Source organism: Pseudomonas sp. GL-B-12 (genome assembly GCF_019955895.1).
Lineage (GTDB): Bacteria > Pseudomonadota > Gammaproteobacteria > Pseudomonadales > Pseudomonadaceae > Aquipseudomonas.
In genome coordinates this window covers 1-16,504 of record NZ_JAHBCX010000053.1, presented here as the reverse complement: position 1 = coordinate 16,504, position 16,504 = coordinate 1, and the positions used below count along the sequence as shown (strand labels likewise).

The 16,504-nt window shown below is 60.4% G+C and carries 15 protein-coding genes; 3 read left to right on the top strand and 12 right to left on the bottom strand.

Annotated features, from left to right (window positions below):
* Nucleotides 1–35: 35 nt before the first annotated feature.
* The 6 genes from KGA85_RS25190 to KGA85_RS25165 form a co-directional block, all read right to left on the bottom strand.
* Nucleotides 36–989, bottom strand: a complete 954-nt coding sequence (locus KGA85_RS25190; protein WP_223460161.1) for an adenosine deaminase — start codon at nt 987–989, stop codon at nt 36–38.
* 82 nt (nt 990–1,071) lie between these two features.
* Complete coding sequence (locus KGA85_RS25185) at nt 1,072–2,037, bottom strand: isopenicillin N synthase family dioxygenase (protein ID WP_223543464.1); 966 nt, start codon at nt 2,035–2,037, stop codon at nt 1,072–1,074.
* A gap of 57 nt (nt 2,038–2,094) precedes the next feature.
* Nucleotides 2,095–3,177 carry a BMP family ABC transporter substrate-binding protein gene (locus KGA85_RS25180; RefSeq protein ID WP_223460157.1) on the bottom strand — a complete coding sequence of 361 codons (1,083 nt, stop codon included), beginning with the start codon at nt 3,175–3,177 and terminating at the stop codon, nt 2,095–2,097.
* A gap of 329 nt (nt 3,178–3,506) precedes the next feature.
* Complete coding sequence (locus KGA85_RS25175; protein WP_223533781.1) at nt 3,507–4,865, bottom strand: 8-oxoguanine deaminase; 1,359 nt, start codon at nt 4,863–4,865, stop codon at nt 3,507–3,509.
* 247 nt (nt 4,866–5,112) lie between these two features.
* Nucleotides 5,113–5,802 (bottom strand): SDR family oxidoreductase, encoded by a 690-nt coding sequence (locus KGA85_RS25170; RefSeq protein ID WP_223535127.1) that lies wholly within the window; start codon nt 5,800–5,802, stop codon nt 5,113–5,115.
* A 19-nt stretch (nt 5,803–5,821) separates the two neighbouring features.
* Nucleotides 5,822–6,178 carry a MerR family transcriptional regulator gene (locus KGA85_RS25165; RefSeq protein ID WP_150727943.1) on the bottom strand — a complete coding sequence of 119 codons (357 nt, stop codon included), beginning with the start codon at nt 6,176–6,178 and terminating at the stop codon, nt 5,822–5,824.
* Between the two features lie 81 nt (nt 6,179–6,259).
* Here KGA85_RS25165 and KGA85_RS25160 point away from each other — a divergent pair, with 81 nt between their 5' ends.
* Nucleotides 6,260–6,751: a hypothetical protein gene (locus KGA85_RS25160; RefSeq protein WP_223535129.1), complete on the top strand. Its 492-nt coding sequence runs from the start codon at nt 6,260–6,262 to the stop codon at nt 6,749–6,751.
* On the opposite strand, the gene KGA85_RS25155 is transcribed toward KGA85_RS25160, so the two are convergent.
* The 6 genes from KGA85_RS25155 to KGA85_RS25130 form a co-directional block, all read right to left on the bottom strand.
* Nucleotides 6,748–7,674: an ABC transporter permease gene (locus tag KGA85_RS25155; RefSeq protein WP_223533778.1), complete on the bottom strand. Its 927-nt coding sequence runs from the start codon at nt 7,672–7,674 to the stop codon at nt 6,748–6,750. The genes KGA85_RS25160 and KGA85_RS25155 overlap by 4 nt on opposite strands.
* Nucleotides 7,674–8,780 carry an ABC transporter permease gene (locus KGA85_RS25150; protein ID WP_223460146.1) on the bottom strand — a complete coding sequence of 369 codons (1,107 nt, stop codon included), beginning with the start codon at nt 8,778–8,780 and terminating at the stop codon, nt 7,674–7,676. The genes KGA85_RS25155 and KGA85_RS25150 overlap by 1 nt, the downstream gene beginning before the upstream one ends.
* 11 nt (nt 8,781–8,791) lie before the next feature.
* Entirely contained in the window at nt 8,792–10,357 is a 1,566-nt protein-coding gene (locus KGA85_RS25145) for an ABC transporter ATP-binding protein (RefSeq protein WP_223533777.1), read from the bottom strand.
* Nucleotides 10,358–10,904: 547 nt separating this feature from the next.
* Complete coding sequence (locus tag KGA85_RS25140; RefSeq protein WP_223460143.1) at nt 10,905–11,486, bottom strand: IMPACT family protein; 582 nt, start codon at nt 11,484–11,486, stop codon at nt 10,905–10,907.
* 18 nt (nt 11,487–11,504) lie between these two features.
* Nucleotides 11,505–12,155 carry a TetR/AcrR family transcriptional regulator gene (locus KGA85_RS25135; protein WP_223543463.1) on the bottom strand — a complete coding sequence of 217 codons (651 nt, stop codon included), beginning with the start codon at nt 12,153–12,155 and terminating at the stop codon, nt 11,505–11,507.
* A 106-nt stretch (nt 12,156–12,261) separates the two neighbouring features.
* Nucleotides 12,262–13,182 (bottom strand): LysR family transcriptional regulator, encoded by a 921-nt coding sequence (locus KGA85_RS25130; protein ID WP_007971880.1) that lies wholly within the window; start codon nt 13,180–13,182, stop codon nt 12,262–12,264.
* Nucleotides 13,183–13,321: 139 nt separating this feature from the next.
* Between KGA85_RS25130 and KGA85_RS25125 the strand changes: the two genes are divergently transcribed.
* Nucleotides 13,322–14,671, top strand: coding sequence for an aspartate aminotransferase family protein (locus KGA85_RS25125; protein ID WP_223533775.1), 1,350 nt, complete (start codon nt 13,322–13,324; stop codon nt 14,669–14,671).
* A 74-nt stretch (nt 14,672–14,745) separates the two neighbouring features.
* Nucleotides 14,746–16,239 carry a CoA-acylating methylmalonate-semialdehyde dehydrogenase gene (locus KGA85_RS25120; RefSeq protein ID WP_056725206.1) on the top strand — a complete coding sequence of 498 codons (1,494 nt, stop codon included), beginning with the start codon at nt 14,746–14,748 and terminating at the stop codon, nt 16,237–16,239.
* Nucleotides 16,240–16,504: the final 265 nt, after the last annotated feature.

The following is a 16,504-nucleotide window of genomic DNA, read 5'->3' as shown; positions in this document are numbered from 1 at the left end:
ACGCACTCGCTCCCGCCGGGCTTTGGCGCTGAACCTTACGGTTTCACCAACCGCGCATCGAGGCTGTTCTGCGCCAGGCGTTTGGCCTGATCCTGGGTCATGCCCAGGTGGGTGTGCAGCGCATGGAAGTTCTCGGTGACATAACCGCCGAAGTACGCCGGGTCATCGGAGTTCACGGTCACTTTCACGCCGCGTTCCAGCATGTCGAGAATGTTGTGCTGCGACATGTGATCGAACACGCAAAGCTTGGTGTTCGACAACGGGCACACGGTCAGCGGGATCTGCTCGTCGATGATTCGCTGCATCAGGCGCTCGTCTTCGATGGCGCGCACGCCATGGTCGATGCGCTGGATTTTCAGCAGGTCGATGGCTTCCCAGATGTACTCGGGCGGGCCTTCTTCACCGGCGTGGGCGACGGTCAGGAAGCCTTCGTGACGGGCACGGTCGAACACGCGCTGGAACTTGCTTGGCGGGTGGCCCATTTCGGAGCTGTCCAGGCCCACGGCGACGAACGCATCGCGGAACGGCAGCGCCTGGTCGAGGGTTTTCTGCGCTTGGTCTTCACTCAGATGGCGCAGGAAGCTCAGGATCAAACCACTGGTGATGCCCAGTTGCTGCTCGCCATCCTTCAGCGCGGCGGCGATGCCGTTGAGCACCACTTCGAACGGAATGCCACGGTCGGTGTGGGTCTGCGGGTCGAAGAACGGTTCGGTGTGAATCACGTTCTGCTCTTTGCAACGCAACAGGTACGCCCAGGTCAGGTCATAGAAATCCTGGGACGTGCGCAACACATCGGCACCCCGGTAATACAGGTCGAGGAACTCCTGCAGGTTGTTGAAGGCATACGCCTTGCGCAAGGTTTCGACGTCGTCCCAAGGCAAGGCAATTTTGTTGCGCTCGGCCAGGGCGAACAACAGCTCGGGCTCCAGCGAGCCTTCCAGGTGCAGGTGCAATTCTGCCTTGGGCAGGGCGTTCAGCCAGTCGTACATAATTCTTTTCTCATCAGGTGCAATGGTCGCCATTCTACAGAGGGTTGCCGCAACAATTGGTAAAACCTGACCAGGCGGTTCATCACACCGTTTCCAGTTCCCGTCGATAAGCGTAAGTATCGGCGAAGAGCGAGAGCAGGAACTCGGCGCAGGCTGTGGCCGGATATTTCGCCGGGTGCAATGCATCCTGACAACCGGGCAGGCATTCGATGGGGGTGTCCGGGTGCGGCTCGGCGAAGAACGGCATCGAATAACGATCCACACCGAGCGGGCTGATCACCCGGTGCGGCGTCGACAGGTAACGGTCGTTGCTCCAGCGCGCCATCATGTCGCCCAGGTTGACCACGAACGTACCTTCGATCGGCGGCGCGTCGATCCATTCGCCTTTGACGTTGCGTACCTGCAAGCCACCGGCGGCGTCCTGATAGAGCAGGGTGATGCAACCGTAGTCGGTGTGCGCCCCGGCACCTTGCTGATCTTCGGAGCTGGCGGTGTGGCGCGGCGGGTAATGAATCATCCGCAGCACGCTGACCGGGTCATTGAAGCGTGTGTCGAAGAAGTCGCGCTCAATCCCCAGCGCGATGGTCATTGCCCGCAACAGCGTTTGCGCGAGGGCTTGCATGTCGACGTAGTGCTGCTCCATCAATGCCTCCCAGCCGGGCATGGACGGATGGCGATTGGGGCCGCGCAAGGGTTTTTCCGCCAGTACTTCAGGGTGCCCGGCCGGCAGGTGCAGGCCCATGTCGAAGGTTTCTTTGAGGTCGCTGGGTTTGCTTGTGTCCAGTTGCTCGGTGGCGATGGCGCCGTAGCCGCGATGGTGACGGGTCTGGGTGATGTCGATCTTGAGCTTTTCGGCGGTGGGTTGGGCGAAGAAGCGTTTGGCGTGATCAAGCAGGGCGTTGATGCGAGCCGCTGAAATCGGATGGCCCTTGATGTAGAAGAAACCCCACTCGCGGCAGGCGAGGTCGATTTGCCCGGCCACGGCTGGCCAGGCGGATGGGTCTTCGCTGTAGAGCGGGGTGATGTCGATGATCGGAAGGCTATTCATGCGCAATCCTTAAGAACGCTGAAGATCCAATGTGGGAGTTGTGCTGTGGCTAAAAATTTACTTCGGAATCTCGGCCTTCATGCCTTCCACGTAGTAATTCATCGACGCCAGTTCCGCCGTGGTCGCGCACACACCCGCCGGGATTTTCTCGATCCCGGCCTGATCCTTGATCGGCCCGGTGAACAGTTGCAGCGCACCGCTCTTGATGTCGGCGATGAGTTGCTCGGCTTCGCTCTTCACCGTCGCCGGCACCAGGTCGCTGATCGGCAGCTCAACGGTGCCTTCCTTCAAACCGCCCCAGTAGTCCTGGGGTTTCCAGTTATGGTCGATCACGCTTTGGGTTGCCTGGACGTAGTGCGGGCCCCAATCGTTGACGATGGAGGTCAGTACCGCTTTCGGCCCGAAGTGCGCCATGTCCGAAGCGTAGCCCACGGCATACACGCCGCGACGTTCGGCGGCCTGGATCGGCGCGGGGCTGTCGGTGTGCTGGAACACCACGTCCACGCCCTGGTCGATCAGCGCGTTGGCGGCGTCCGCTTCCTTGCCAGGATCGAACCACGAGTTGACCCACACCACCTTGATCTCGGTGCCGGGGTTGTACTTGTTCAGGGCCAACTGGATGGCGTTGATGTCGCGGATGACTTCCGGGATCGGGAACGAAGCGACGTAGCCGATTTTCTTGGTCTTGGTCATCTTCGCCGCGAGGAAGCCGCCGACGTAGCGACCCTCGTAAGTGCGCGCCAGGTAAGTGCCGAGGTTCTTGTCCTGCTTGTAGCCGGTGGCGTGTTCGAAGGTCACCTTGGGAAACTGCTTGGCGACTTTCACGGTCGGGTTCATGTAGCCGAAGGAGGTGGTGAAGATCAGGTCGTATTTATCCTTGGCCATGTTGCGGATCACCCGCTCGGCGTCGGCACCTTCGGCGACGTTTTCCACGTAGTTGGTGGTGATCTGCGAGCCGAATTTTTCCGCGAGTTCCTTGCGCCCCTGTTCATGCTGATACGTCCAGCCGTGGTCACCGATCGGGCCGATATAGACGAAGCCGACTTTCAGCGGGTCAGCGGCTACGGCGGCCAGGCTAGCGCTCAGACCGATGGCCGCCGCAACGGCGCAAAGCAGCTTCTTCAACGGACGGTTGTGCATGAATTGGAACTCCATTTTGTTGTGAGGTTGGCTGGGCTCTCTGGCTTGCACAGGGCAATGCAAATTGCTGACCAACAAGACAACAAAACTTGAATCAGCGGTGATGCTATCGCGAGCAGGCTCGCGAAAGGTCCTTGAAGTCCGATAACAGTGCATGTCCTTGCACAGTTGCCATCCACTGGTGCGCCAATCCAGATGGTCATGACTCTCCACAAAACCAATGTGGGAGCGAGCCTACTCGCGAAGACGGAGTGTCAGTCGACATCGTCAGTGACTGAAATACCGCCATCGCGAGCAGGCTCGCTCCCACAGTTTTAATCGGTGTTGTATCAGGTCCCGGCGATCAGTTGCCGCGCCGCCTGGCTGTGATCAGCAATCAATCCCTTCAGGTCCAGACCTTCGACCTGCCCATCGATCACCCGCCACTTGCCGCCGACCATCACCCGGTCCGCGCGATCGGCGCCGCACAGCAACAATGCCGAGACAGGATCATGGCTACCGGAGAAGCGCAATTCATCCAGCTTGAACATCGCCAGGTCAGCCTGCTTGCCCACTGCCAACTCGCCGATGTCGGTACGGCCCAGCAGGCTCGCCGAGCCCTTGGTCGCCCAGCCCAACACGCGCTCCGGGGTGATCTTCTCGGCGCCGTAGCGCAGGCGCTGGATGTACAACGCCTGGCGCGCTTCGAGCATCATGTTCGAGGCATCGTTGGACGCCGAACCGTCCACGCCCAAACCAAGCAGGGCACCGGCATCGGTCAAGTCGATACTCGGGCAGATGCCCGAGGCCAAGCGCATGTTCGAACTCGGGCAATGGCAAATGCCGGTGCCGGCGGCGCCGAGGCGGGCGATTTCGTCCGGGTTGAAATGGATGCCATGGGCCAGCCAGGTACGCGGGCCGAGCCAGCCGACACTGTCCAGATAGTCCACGGTGCGCAGGCCGAAGCGTTGCAGGCAGAAATCTTCTTCGTCGAGGGTTTCTGCCAGGTGGGTGTGCAGACGCACGTCGAGTTTGTTCGCCAGCTCGGCACTGGCCGACATGATTTCCGGCGTCACAGAGAACGGCGAGCACGGTGCCAGGGCGATCTGGATTTGCGCGCCATCACCGCGTTCGTGGTACTCGGCGATCAACCGCTGGCTGTCGGCGAGGATCACTTCGCCTTCCTGCACGGTCTGTTGCGGCGGCAGGCCACCGTCCTTTTCGCCGAGGCTCATGGAACCGCGGGTCAGCATGGCGCGCATGCCCAACTCGCGAACGCTCTCGACTTGCACGTCGATCGCGTTTTCCAGACCTTCCGGGAACAGGTAGTGGTGGTCGGCGGCGGTGGTGCAACCGGACAGCAGCAATTCAGCCAACGCGACCTTGGTGGCGAGGGCGAGTTTTTCCGGGGTCAGGCGAGCCCAGACCGGGTACAGGGTTTTCAGCCACGGGAACAGCGGCTGATTGACCACCGGCGCCCAGGCGCGGGTCAGGGTTTGATAGAAGTGGTGATGGGTGTTGATCAAGCCCGGCAGGATCACATGCTCGCGGGCATCGAACACTTCATTGCATGGGACGGACGGTTGTTGACCGGTGCCGAGTACTTCGACGATCAAACCGTCTTGCAGCACCAGGCCGCCACGAGCATCGAGACCGTTGGAGGTGAAAATGGCGAGGGGATTTTTTAACCAGGTACGGGTCGCAGGCATGTTGGCCGGCTCCTCTGAAAGTTGGGTTCAGGGTTGCCAGCTCAGTGTTGCCCTGTCTGCTGATCCAGGTTCGCCGGGGAGGCGAGGTGCGCAGTGTCGATCAAAACGCTCTGGCGGGCAAGCCCAACCCGACCAGACGAAGAGTAGCCCCTGTAGGAGCGAGCTTGCTCGCGATGGAGTATCAGCTACATAGCTGTCGGCTGACACACCATCGCGAGCAAGCTCGCTCCTACAGTAAGGGTGGCGTTTACCAGGGAATGGTTTCACCCCGGTAATTGATGAAGTGATGCCCGCCCTTGCCGACATACGCATTCACCTGATCAACCAGGCCACGGGTGCTGGTTTCCACATCAATGTCCGCGCCTTCACCCCCCATGTCGGTTTTCACCCAGCCCGGGTGCAGCGACAACACGGTGAGCCCGGTTTCGCCCAACTGAGTGACGAAGCTGTTGGTCATGGAATTCAGCGCCGCCTTGCTGGCCTTGTACAGTGCCAGTTCCGGCGCATCGGGCATGGTCACGCTGCCCAGCACTGAACTCATGAACGCCAGCACGCCGGTGTCCGGGCGCAGTTGCTCGACAAAACGCTGGGCCAGGTTAATCGGCGCCACGGCGTTGGTGAAAAACAGCTGACCGACTTCGGCCATTGTCGCGCCGCCGTTTGGCGTCTGGACCTCCGGCCCCTTGACCCCGGCATTGACGAACAACAGGTCAAACACATCACCCTTGAGTTGTTGGCTCAGGGCGGACACCGCCTGCTGATCGTCCATGTCGAGCTTTTCGATCCGCACATTGCCCAGGGCCTGCAAGGCTTCGGCTTTTTGCGGATCGCGCACGGTGGCGGTGACTTGCCAGCCATCGGCCAACAGGGTTTTCACAAGCCCGAGGCCAAGCCCCCGGGAGGCGCCGATGATGAGTGCGTTTTTTGCCTTGGACATGAGTGGCTTCCTTGAAAGTTCAGGATCGTGGATTCAATGGGCACTGTTGCCCGAGCCGTTGTTGCAACTCATCGCGCAGCGCGCCGAGTTCGGCCATGCGGGCTTCGATCAGTTTGAGTTTGTCTTGCAGCAGTTGCGTGACGGCGCTGTCCGGATCGGGCGATTGCCAGATTGTAGCGACGCTGTTGCCGATCTCGCCGAGGGTAAAGCCCAGCCGTTGAGCAGTCTTGATGTACTGCACCAGTTGCACCATGTCTGGTGGATAGTCGCGATAGCCGTTGGCGCTGCGTTGCGCCGCAATCAACCCACGCTGCTCGTAAAAGCGCAGCGTGTCGCGGCTGACGGCGCTGGCCTGGGCTAATTCACCGATGCGCATCATGACGTCTCGAGGGGCTTGACCCTGGAGCATACTCCAGGCTTTAGCCTTGTTGCTCCCTGAATTGATGGAGCAATGTCGATGTGGACTTCAGCGCAATATCGCCGGTTGGTGCAAGGCAGTGCCTGGTACGACCTGATCGTGACGGTCGCGTTTGTCACGCCGTGGAGTTTTGCGGCGTTGCATGGGCTTTTGACGGGGGTGAGTCAGGCGTTGAGTTTGCCCGGTGAGCTGCCACCGTTCGAACCGGTGCACATGTTGATGGCGAATCTGCTGGGCTCGATTGTCTGCGTATGGGCGGTGCTGCGGATTCGTGATCCGCAGCAGGTTTATGGGCGGTATGACGCCGTGGCCAGATTCCTGTTCTCGGCCTGGCAGGCTTATGCCCTGATCCATGGCGCGAGTTCGATTCTGGTGGTTTTTCTGGTGTTTGAGTTGGCGTGGGGCGTGGCTCAGGTGTTGCCTGTTCGGACGCTTTCGCGAGCAAGCCCGCTCCCACATTTGACCGAGTACACACCCATCCAATGTGGGAGCGGGCTTGCTCGCGAAGAGGCCCGCCCAAACAACCACTAATGCCCAGCCTGCCACGGCTGCCCCAACGAAACCGGCGCGTACAACCGTGTCCGCAGCGCATCCCGTGACAGCAGCACCAGCACCACAATGGTCGCGACATACGGCAGCATCGCCAGCAAACTGGACGGAATCGCCAGCCCCAACCCCTGCGCCACCAGGTGCAGGATGCTGGCGAGCCCGAACAGGTACGCGCCGAGCAGCAGGCGCCACACCCGCCAACTGGCGAACACCACCAGCGCCAGGGCAATCCAGCCGCGCCCGGCGCTCATGTTCTCCGCCCACATCGGTGTGTACGCCAGGGACAGATATGCTCCGGCCAACCCTGCCATCGCACCGCCGAACAACACCGCCAGGGTCCGCACAGCCAACACCGGCAAGCCCATGGCGCTGGCTGCCTCCGGGTTTTCCCCGACCGCCTGGATGAACAGCCCGACGCGGCTTTTCAGAATCACCCAGGCCACCAGCGCAAACAGCGCGAATGACAGATACACCAACAGGTCCTGGGTAAACAGCATTCGCCCGATCAGCGGGATTTCACTCAAATACGGAATCGCCAAGGGTTCGAATCCCGCCAGCGGCTTACCGACCCAAGCCGCACCGACGAAGGTCGACAGGCCCACGCCGAAAATCGTCAGGGCCAGACCGGTGGCCACCTGATTGGCGTTGAACACCAGCGCCACCAGGGCGAACAGTGATGACAACAGCATCCCGGCGAGCATCGCCAGCAACACGCCGAGCCACAGTTGGCCGGTGTTGAACGCGACGATGAAACCGATCACCGCGCCAAACAGCATCATGCCTTCCTGGCCGAGGTTGAGGACGCCGCTTTTCTCGCAGATCAGTTCCCCCAACGCCACCAGCAGCAACGGCGTGCCGCAGCGGACCATGGCATAGAAAATATTGCTCAGCAGATCGATATCCATCACAACGCTCCTGCTTGTACGGCGGTGGCTTGGGCGCGGCGGGTCCAGCGCAGGTTCAAGCGCGGTCGGTAGAGAATCAGCACGTCACTGGCCAGCAGGAAAAACAGCATCATGCCCTGGAACAATTGGGTGATCGCTTGCGGCAGGTTCAGGCTCATTTGTGCGCTTTCTCCGCCGATATACAGCAGCGCCATCAACAGGCTGGAAAACAGGATGCCGACAGGATTCAAGCGGCCGAGAAATGCCACGGTGATCGCCGCATAGCCGTAGCCCGGTGAGACCTGCGGCACGAGCTGGCCGATGGGGCCGGTGACTTCGCACACACCAGCCAGCCCTGCCAGGCCGCCGCTGATCAACAGTGCGAGCCAGATCAGGCGCTTCTCGCGAAAGCCGACGAAACCGGCGGCACGCTTGTCCAGCCCGAGCACCTTGATCTGGAAACCGACAAAGCTTTTCTGCAACAGCACCCACACGGTCACCAATGCGAGCAGGGCGAAATACACCCCGGCGTGAACCCGGCCATCTTCCATCAGTAGCGGCAAGCGGCTGGTGTCACCGAACATTGCTGACTCGGGGAAGTTGAACCCGGCGGGATCTTTCAAAGGGCCGTGAACGCAGAACAGCAGCAGGTTCAGTGCGATGTAGTTGAGCATGATGCTGGTCAGGATCTCATTGGCGTTGAAGCGCGTGCGCAACCACGCCGTCAGGCCGGCCCACGCGGCGCCCGCCAGAGTGCCTGTCAGCAGGATCAGCACCAGCGCCCAGCGGCTTTGCATATCGATGATGTTCACCGCCAGCGCACTGCCGGCCAGCGCACCGAGCAGCAGTTGACCTTCGGCACCGATGTTCCAGATGCGCGCCTGATAGGCGACCGCCAGGCCCAACGCGCAGAGCAGAATCGGCAGGGCTTTGACTAGCAATTCGGAGACGCCATACAGGTCGCTGACAGGCGCGATCAGCAAGGTGTGCAAGGTCAGCAGCGGGTCGTGCCCGAGCGCGATAAACAACAAGGATCCACAGCCCAGGGTCAGTGCAGCCGCCAGCAACGGCGAGCACCACAGCATCAGGCGCGATTGCTGGCCGCGGGGTTCAAGAGAAAGCAGCATGTGACACTCCGTTAACGCGTGGCGGATGCGAGTGATTGAGGGGCGCCGAACTGGCCGGCCATCCAGCCGCCGACATCGCTCAGGCGCGTGTCGACGGTGGCGTGGAGCGCTGACAGCCGACCGCCGCACAAGGCGCCGAGGCGGTCGCTGATCTGGAACAGTTCGTCGAGGTCTTCGGAAATCACCAGGATCGCCGCGCCGGCATCGCGCAAGGCAATCAAGGCGCGGTGAATGGTGGCGGCCGCGCCGACGTCCACGCCCCAGGTCGGGTGTGCGGCGACCAGCAGTTTCGGTTGCTGAAGGATTTCCCGGCCGAGAATGAATTTCTGCAAGTTGCCGCCGGACAGGCTGCGGGCCGGAGCCTGGCTATCGGGCGTCTTGACCCCGAAACGGTGGATGATTTCCTCGGCCAGTGCTTCGACTTTGCCGCGCTGGATCAGGCCGTTACTCACCAGTCCTTGCTGGAAAGCGGTCAGCAGCGCGTTGTCCGCCAGGCTCAGCTCCGGCACCGCACCATGACCCAGGCGTTCGGCGGGAACGAACACCTGGCCGAGTTGGCGGCGAGCATCGGGACGCAAATGGGCGACTGGCTCCTTGCCAAAACGTATCGTCGCGCTGGCGTTGCGGGGCAGCAGTGCTTCGCCGCTGAGTAAGGCCAGCAATTCATCCTGGCCATTACCGGCGACACCGGCGATGCCGACAATTTCACCGCGGCGCACTTCAAGGTCGATGTTGGCAAGCGAGCAGCCGAACGGGTCCGGGTTGCGCCAGGACAAGCCACGGACATCAAGGAACGCATCACCTCCAGTAACCTTCGGATAGTCTGCGATCAACTCCGCCGCTTCACCGACCATCAAGCGCGCCAGTTGTTGATCCGAACACTCGGCCGGCACGCAATGGCCGGCCACCCGACCGCCTCGTAAAACCGTTGCGCTGTGGCATAACGCGCGAACTTCCCCGAGCTTGTGGCTGATGAACAAAATGCTGCAGCCCTCGGCGGCGAGCCGGCGCAGGGTGGCGAACAAGTCGTCGGCCTCTTGCGGCGTCAGCACCGAAGTCGGTTCATCGAGAATCAACAGGCGGATGTCCTGCATCAGGCAGCGAATGATCTCCACCCGTTGCCGTTCACCGATCGACAGGCTGTGGACAAGTCGCTCAGGTTCCAGCGCCATGCCGTAGCGCCGGGACACTTCGCGAATCTTCGGCTCAAGCTGTTTGGGTGTGCCTGCCGCCGCACCCATGGCCAGGGCGATGTTCTGCGCCACGCTCAGGGTTTCGAACAGCGAGAAATGCTGGAACACCATGCCGATTCCCAAACCCCGGGCCTGGGCCGGGTTGCGCAGGCTCACCCGCTGACCTTGCCAGATCACTTCGCCGGAATCGGCGTGGGTCACGCCGTAGATGATCTTCATCAGCGTGCTTTTGCCCGCGCCGTTTTCGCCGAGCAGGGCATGGATCTCGCCAGGGGCAATGGTCAGGTCGATGGCATCGTTGGCCAGGCAACCGGGGTAGCGTTTGCTGATTCTGTGCAGTTGCAGGCGCGGAATCGGATCGGGGATTGGAGCGCGATTGGGCATGACAGGCTCGGTGCTGTTGGACTTGTGCCTGTGGATAAAGCAATTTTCTGGCCACTAGGTCAGGAAAATGTCGAAGTCCTGCGACCAGAGGCGTTGAGTACGCAGCTTTCAAATGTGCCACGCAGAGCCCGGCACCACATGGGGGCAATGGTGCAATTCAAGCCCCAATTTTGCTCGTGCGCTTTTGCTCAAAAAATGAGCAATCGACCACAAGCCATACCGTGCAGGGCGCCGAGACGGCCATGAACGGGTTATCCACAGATTGCTCCACAGTATTTGTGCGCAAGCTCAAAGCACGGGCATAAGCACTGAGTGGCTTTCTTCTAAAGGCGATAAACCGTTGTAACTGTTTGTTTTTATTTGAATTTGATGAGCTTGATGGCAGATTGGGCGAAAATTGAGCAAAGTCCGCAAAGCCGCATGACAAAAGGGTTACAGCGGTATGTGCTCAGGTTATCCACAGGCGGGTGCACAGCAGATGTGGGCAAATATGGAATAAGTGAAAAAGCGGCGTGCCCCAAAAGATCGCAGCCTGTGCTGAAGCCTTTTAGCGCTGCAACAAAATACGTCCGCGACTCAAATCGGCCAGTTGTGACTGCAAGGTGTCGATCTGTGCATCGCCTACGGCCAACTGCAGCTCGACACCATTAGCGGTGAAGCTTTCATCCACAACCAATCCACCAGCCTCCGCCACCCGCAGCTTGACCAGGGCCAACTCGGCAAATCCGCAAGCGCAACGCAGCGGCACCCGGCTGATCAGCTCAATCTTTGGCGCCGCTTGCAGGCATTTGTTTGCACCCCCGCCATAGGCCCGGGCGAGCCCCCCGGTGCCCAGTTGGATGCCGCCATACCAGCGAATCACCAGCACCGCGACCTGATCGCAATCCTGCGCCTCTATCGCCGCCAGAATCGGCCGGCCGGCCGTACCGCCGGGCTCGCCATCATCGGTGCTGCGATATTGATCGCCGAGCTTCCAGGCCCAGCAGTTGTGCGAGGCATTCAAGTCGCTGTGCTGTTCAATGAACGCCTGGGCCTCGGCCGGGCTGGAGATCGGCGCGGCGAAGGTAATGAAGCGGCTCTTGCGAATCTCTTCGCGGTATTCGCAAAAACCGCTGAGGGTAAATGGCATACGTACCTGAATGGCTACTTAGATGGCAGGTTTCAGGCCGCAGCCCTTGAGAATGATGCGGATCAGGTTGTCCCCGGCGTCTTCCATGTCCTGTTTAGTCAACCTGGTACGCCCGGTGACGCGGCAGATCTGCGTGGCGAAGTCGGCGTAATGCTGGGTGCTGCCCCACAACAGGAAGATCAGGTGTACCGGATCGACCGGGTCCATTTTACCGGCGTCGATCCAGGCCTGGAACACGCCCGCACGACCCTGGAACCAGGTGCGATAATCCTGGTTGAAGTACTCGGTCAGGCATTCACCGCCGCTGATGACTTCCATGGCAAATATCCGCGAGGCTTGCGGCTGGCGTCGGGAGAACTCCATTTTCGCGCGGATGTAGCGGATCAAGGCTTCGGCCGGATCGTCCTCGGCGGTGAGGGTGTTGAAGGTGCTGTCCCACAACTCGATGATGTTGCTCAGCACCGCCACGTACAAACCGAGCTTGTTGGTGAAGTAGTAATGCAGGTTCGCCTTGGGCAGCCCGGCATTCAGGGCGATGGTGTTCATGCTCGTGCCTTTGTACCCGTGACGGGCGAACTCGTCTTCGGCGGCTTTGATGATGGTCTCTTCGTTTTTCTGACGAATGCGGCTGACGGGTTTTCCGCCGTGGGCTGGGACTTCAAAGGTCATAGGCACTTCCGAGAAGATGAGTGGGGGCGGCCAGTGCGTTGATAGCGCACCCACCGACGTCAGACAAGGCCTCACACAATAAAACACTGCACCGCTCCCACAATTTTCAACGCGTCGCCGCAAGACTCTCGAGAAAACTCTCCAGCACCAGATGGGGTCGACGCCCCTTGCGTGTGACCGACGCCAGGCTGAGGTCATAGAAACGCGTTTTGGCTTTCAACGCGCGCAACCGACCTTGCTGCACCCAAAGGCTCGCGTAGTGATCCGGCAGGTAACCGATGTAGCGCCCGGTCAGGATCAGGAACGCCATGCCTTCGCGGTCCGAGGCGCTGGCGGTGCAGTTGAGCGCCTGGTAGTGAGCCTGGATCTCCGCTGGCAAACGGAAGGTGGGCGCGATGGCGTCCTGACTGTTCAGGCGTTCGTCGTCCAGTTGCTTGTCATCGACATAAAACAGCGGATGGCCGACCGCGCAGTACAACAGCGAACGTTCGCTATACAGCGGTTGATACTCCAGCCCCGACAGCGCGCTGGCCTGCGGCACTACGCCGACGTGCAGGCGACCGTCGAGCACGCCTTGTTCGACTTCATTGGGCGCGATCATGCGGATCTGGATCTGTACGTCCGGGCCACGTTCTTTCAATTGCGCGAGGGCATGGGTGATGCGCATGTGGGGCAGGGTGACCAGGTTGTCCGTCAAACCAATGATCAATTCGCCGCGCAAGTGCTGGTGCAGGCCGTTGACCTCGGTGCGGAAGCTTTCCAGCGCACTTAACAGCTGCAACGCCGATTGATAGACCTCGCGGCCTTCTTCGGTCAGGGAAAACCCGGCACGTCCCCGTTGGCACAGGCGCAGGCCGAGGCGTTGCTCCAGATCGCTCATCTGCTGGCTGATCGCCGAGCGACCGATGCCCAGCACGGTTTCCGCTGCGGAGAAGCCGCCGCATTCAACCACGCTGCGGAAAATCCTCAGCAGGCGAATATCAAAGTCGCTGACCTGGGCCAACGGATCGGGACGGCGAGTGCTCATGCGGGTTACTCAAAAGTTTAGTAATGGGCTGACTGAACATTAGAAGAGTTGCATTTTACCGACTTTATCTCCGTGGCAATTTAGCTGCAACAACGGTTTTCAATCCTTACGCCGCTTATTGCCTTGCGAGGTTTCGCCCATGAACCAGCCTGAAAACGCCCCGACTTCCCTGGCCAGCCAGCTCAAGCTCGATGCTCACTGGATGCCTTACACCGCCAACCGTAACTTTCTGCGCGACCCACGCTTGATCGTTGGCGCCGAAGGCAGCTGGCTGATCGACGACAAGGGCCGCAAGGTTTATGACTCGCTGTCCGGTCTGTGGACCTGTGGCGCCGGGCACACCCGCAAGGAAATCCAGGAAGCGGTCGCCAAGCAACTGGGCACCCTCGATTACTCGCCAGGCTTCCAGTACGGCCATCCGCTGTCCTTCCAGCTGGCTGAAAAAATCACCGACCTGACCCCGGGCAACCTGAACCACGTGTTCTTCACCGACTCGGGCTCCGAGTGTGCTGACACCGCCGTGAAGATGGTTCGTGCTTACTGGCGCCTGAAAGGCCAGTCGACCAAGACCAAAATGATCGGCCGTGCCCGTGGTTACCACGGTGTGAACATCGCCGGCACCAGCCTCGGCGGCGTGAACGGCAACCGCAAGTTGTTCGGTCAGGCGATGATGGACGTCGACCATCTACCGCACACTTTGCTGGCAAGCAACGCTTACTCCCGTGGCATGCCGGAGCAGGGTGGTATCGCCCTGGCTGATGAACTGCTGAAGTTGATCGAACTGCACGATGCGTCGAACATCGCGGCGGTCTTCGTCGAGCCATTGGCCGGTTCCGCTGGCGTGCTGGTTCCACCACAGGGTTACCTCAAGCGTCTGCGTGAAATCTGCGACCAGCACAACATCCTGCTGGTGTTCGACGAAGTGATCACCGGTTTCGGCCGTACTGGCACCATGTTCGGTGCTACCACCTTCGGCGTGACCCCGGACCTGATGTGCATCGCCAAGCAAGTCACCAACGGTGCGATCCCGATGGGCGCGGTGATTGCCAGCTCCGAGATCTACCAGACCTTCATGAATCAGCCGACGCCTGAATACGCGGTGGAGTTCCCTCACGGCTACACCTATTCCGCGCACCCGGTGGCTTGCGCCGCGGGCCTGGCAGCACTCGACCTGCTGCAAAAGGAAAACCTGGTGCAGAGCGTGGCCGAAGTCGCACCGCATTTCGAAAATGCTCTGCACGGCCTCAAAGGCACCAAGAACATCGTCGACATCCGCAACTACGGCCTGGCCGGCGCGATCCAGATCGCCCCACGTGACGGCGACGCGATCGTGCGTCCGTTCGAAGCCGGTATGGCGCTGTGGAAAGCCGGGTTCTACGTACGCTTCGGCGGCGACACCCTGCAGTTCGGCCCAACCTTCAACAGCAAGCCGCAGGACCTGGATCGTCTGTTTGACGCGGTCGGCGAAGTGCTGAGCAAGATCGACTGATTTCTCCTTCTATATACCTACAAACAACAGGCGCTCCGACGCGAGCGCCTGTGGACAACTTTTCAGGAGCTTCCATGAGCGTTATTCCGCATTTGATCAATGGCGAACTGGTGACCGAGAACGGTCGCGCGGTCGATGTGTTCAACCCGTCTACCGGTCAGGCTATCCACAAGCTGCCGCTGGCAACCCGCGAAACCATCCAGAGCGCCATCGACGCGGCCAAGGCTGCATTCCCGGCTTGGCGCAACACGCCGCCGGCCAAGCGTGCCCAAGTGATGTTCCGCTTCAAGCAACTGCTGGAGCAGAACGAAGCTCGCATCTCGCAATTGATCAGCGAAGAGCACGGCAAGACCCTGGAAGATGCTGCCGGTGAATTGAAGCGCGGCATCGAGAACGTCGAGTTCGCTTGTGCGGCTCCGGAAATCCTCAAGGGCGAATACAGCCGTAACGTCGGCCCGAACATCGATGCCTGGTCGGACTTCCAGCCGCTGGGCGTGGTTGCCGGTATCACGCCGTTCAACTTCCCGGCCATGGTGCCGTTGTGGATGTACCCACTGGCGATCGTCTGCGGCAACTGCTTCATCCTCAAGCCATCCGAGCGTGACCCGAGCTCGACGCTGCTGATCGCCCAGTTGCTGCTGGAGGCTGGTCTGCCTAAAGGCGTACTGAGCGTGGTGCACGGTGACAAGACTGCGGTGGACGCATTGATCGAAGCGCCGGAAGTCAAAGCGCTGAGCTTCGTTGGTTCGACGCCGATTGCCGAATACATCTATTCCGAGGGCACCAAGCGTGGCAAACGCGTTCAGGCCCTGGGCGGTGCGAAAAACCACGCCGTACTGATGCCGGATGCAGACCTGGACAACGCCGTCAGCGCACTGATGGGCGCGGCTTACGGTTCTTGCGGCGAGCGTTGCATGGCGATCTCGGTAGCGGTGTGCGTGGGTGATCAGGTGGCCGATGCACTGGTGGCCAAACTGGTTCCGCAAATCAAGGCGCTGAAAATCGGTGCCGGTACCAACTGCGGCCTGGACATGGGCCCACTGGTGACTGGCCAGGCGCGCGACAAGGTCAGCGGTTATGTAGAAGACGGCGTAGCCGCCGGCGCGACACTGGTGGTGGATGGCCGTGGCCTGACCGTGGCCGGTCACGAGGAAGGCTTCTTCCTGGGTGGTTGCCTGTTCGACAATGTCACGCCAGAGATGCGTATCTATAAAGAAGAGATCTTCGGGCCGGTGCTGTGCGTTGTTCGGGTCAATAGCCTGGAAGAAGCCATGCAACTGATCAACGATCACGAATATGGCAACGGCACCTGCATCTTCACCCGTGACGGCGAAGCCGCGCGGTTGTTCTGCGACGAGATCGAGGTCGGCATGGTTGGTGTCAACGTACCGTTGCCGGTGCCGGTGGCTTACCACAGCTTTGGTGGCTGGAAGCGTTCGCTGTTTGGCGATCTGCACGCCTATGGCCCGGATGGTGTGCGTTTCTATACCCGCCGCAAAGCCATCACCCAGCGCTGGCCGCAGCGCGCGAGCCATGAAGCTTCGCAGTTCGCCTTCCCTAGCTTGTAAGTAGAAGGGCGCAGAAGGCCGACCCATTGGGTCGGCCTTTTTGTTTTCGGGGCTTTTTCGCCCTATATGACAGAATTGTGAAAATAGCTGTTGACGGCAGATTCCAGGTGTCTATAATTCGCCCCACTTCCGGCGCAGTCGAAACGGAAAACTCCTTGGTAAACAATGAGTTACGCAGGTTTCGGCAGCAGGTTGCTTCAGGTCATCGAAGCCAAAAGGAAGTTGAAAAAGAGGTGTTGACAGCAGCGTGTAACGCTGTAGAATT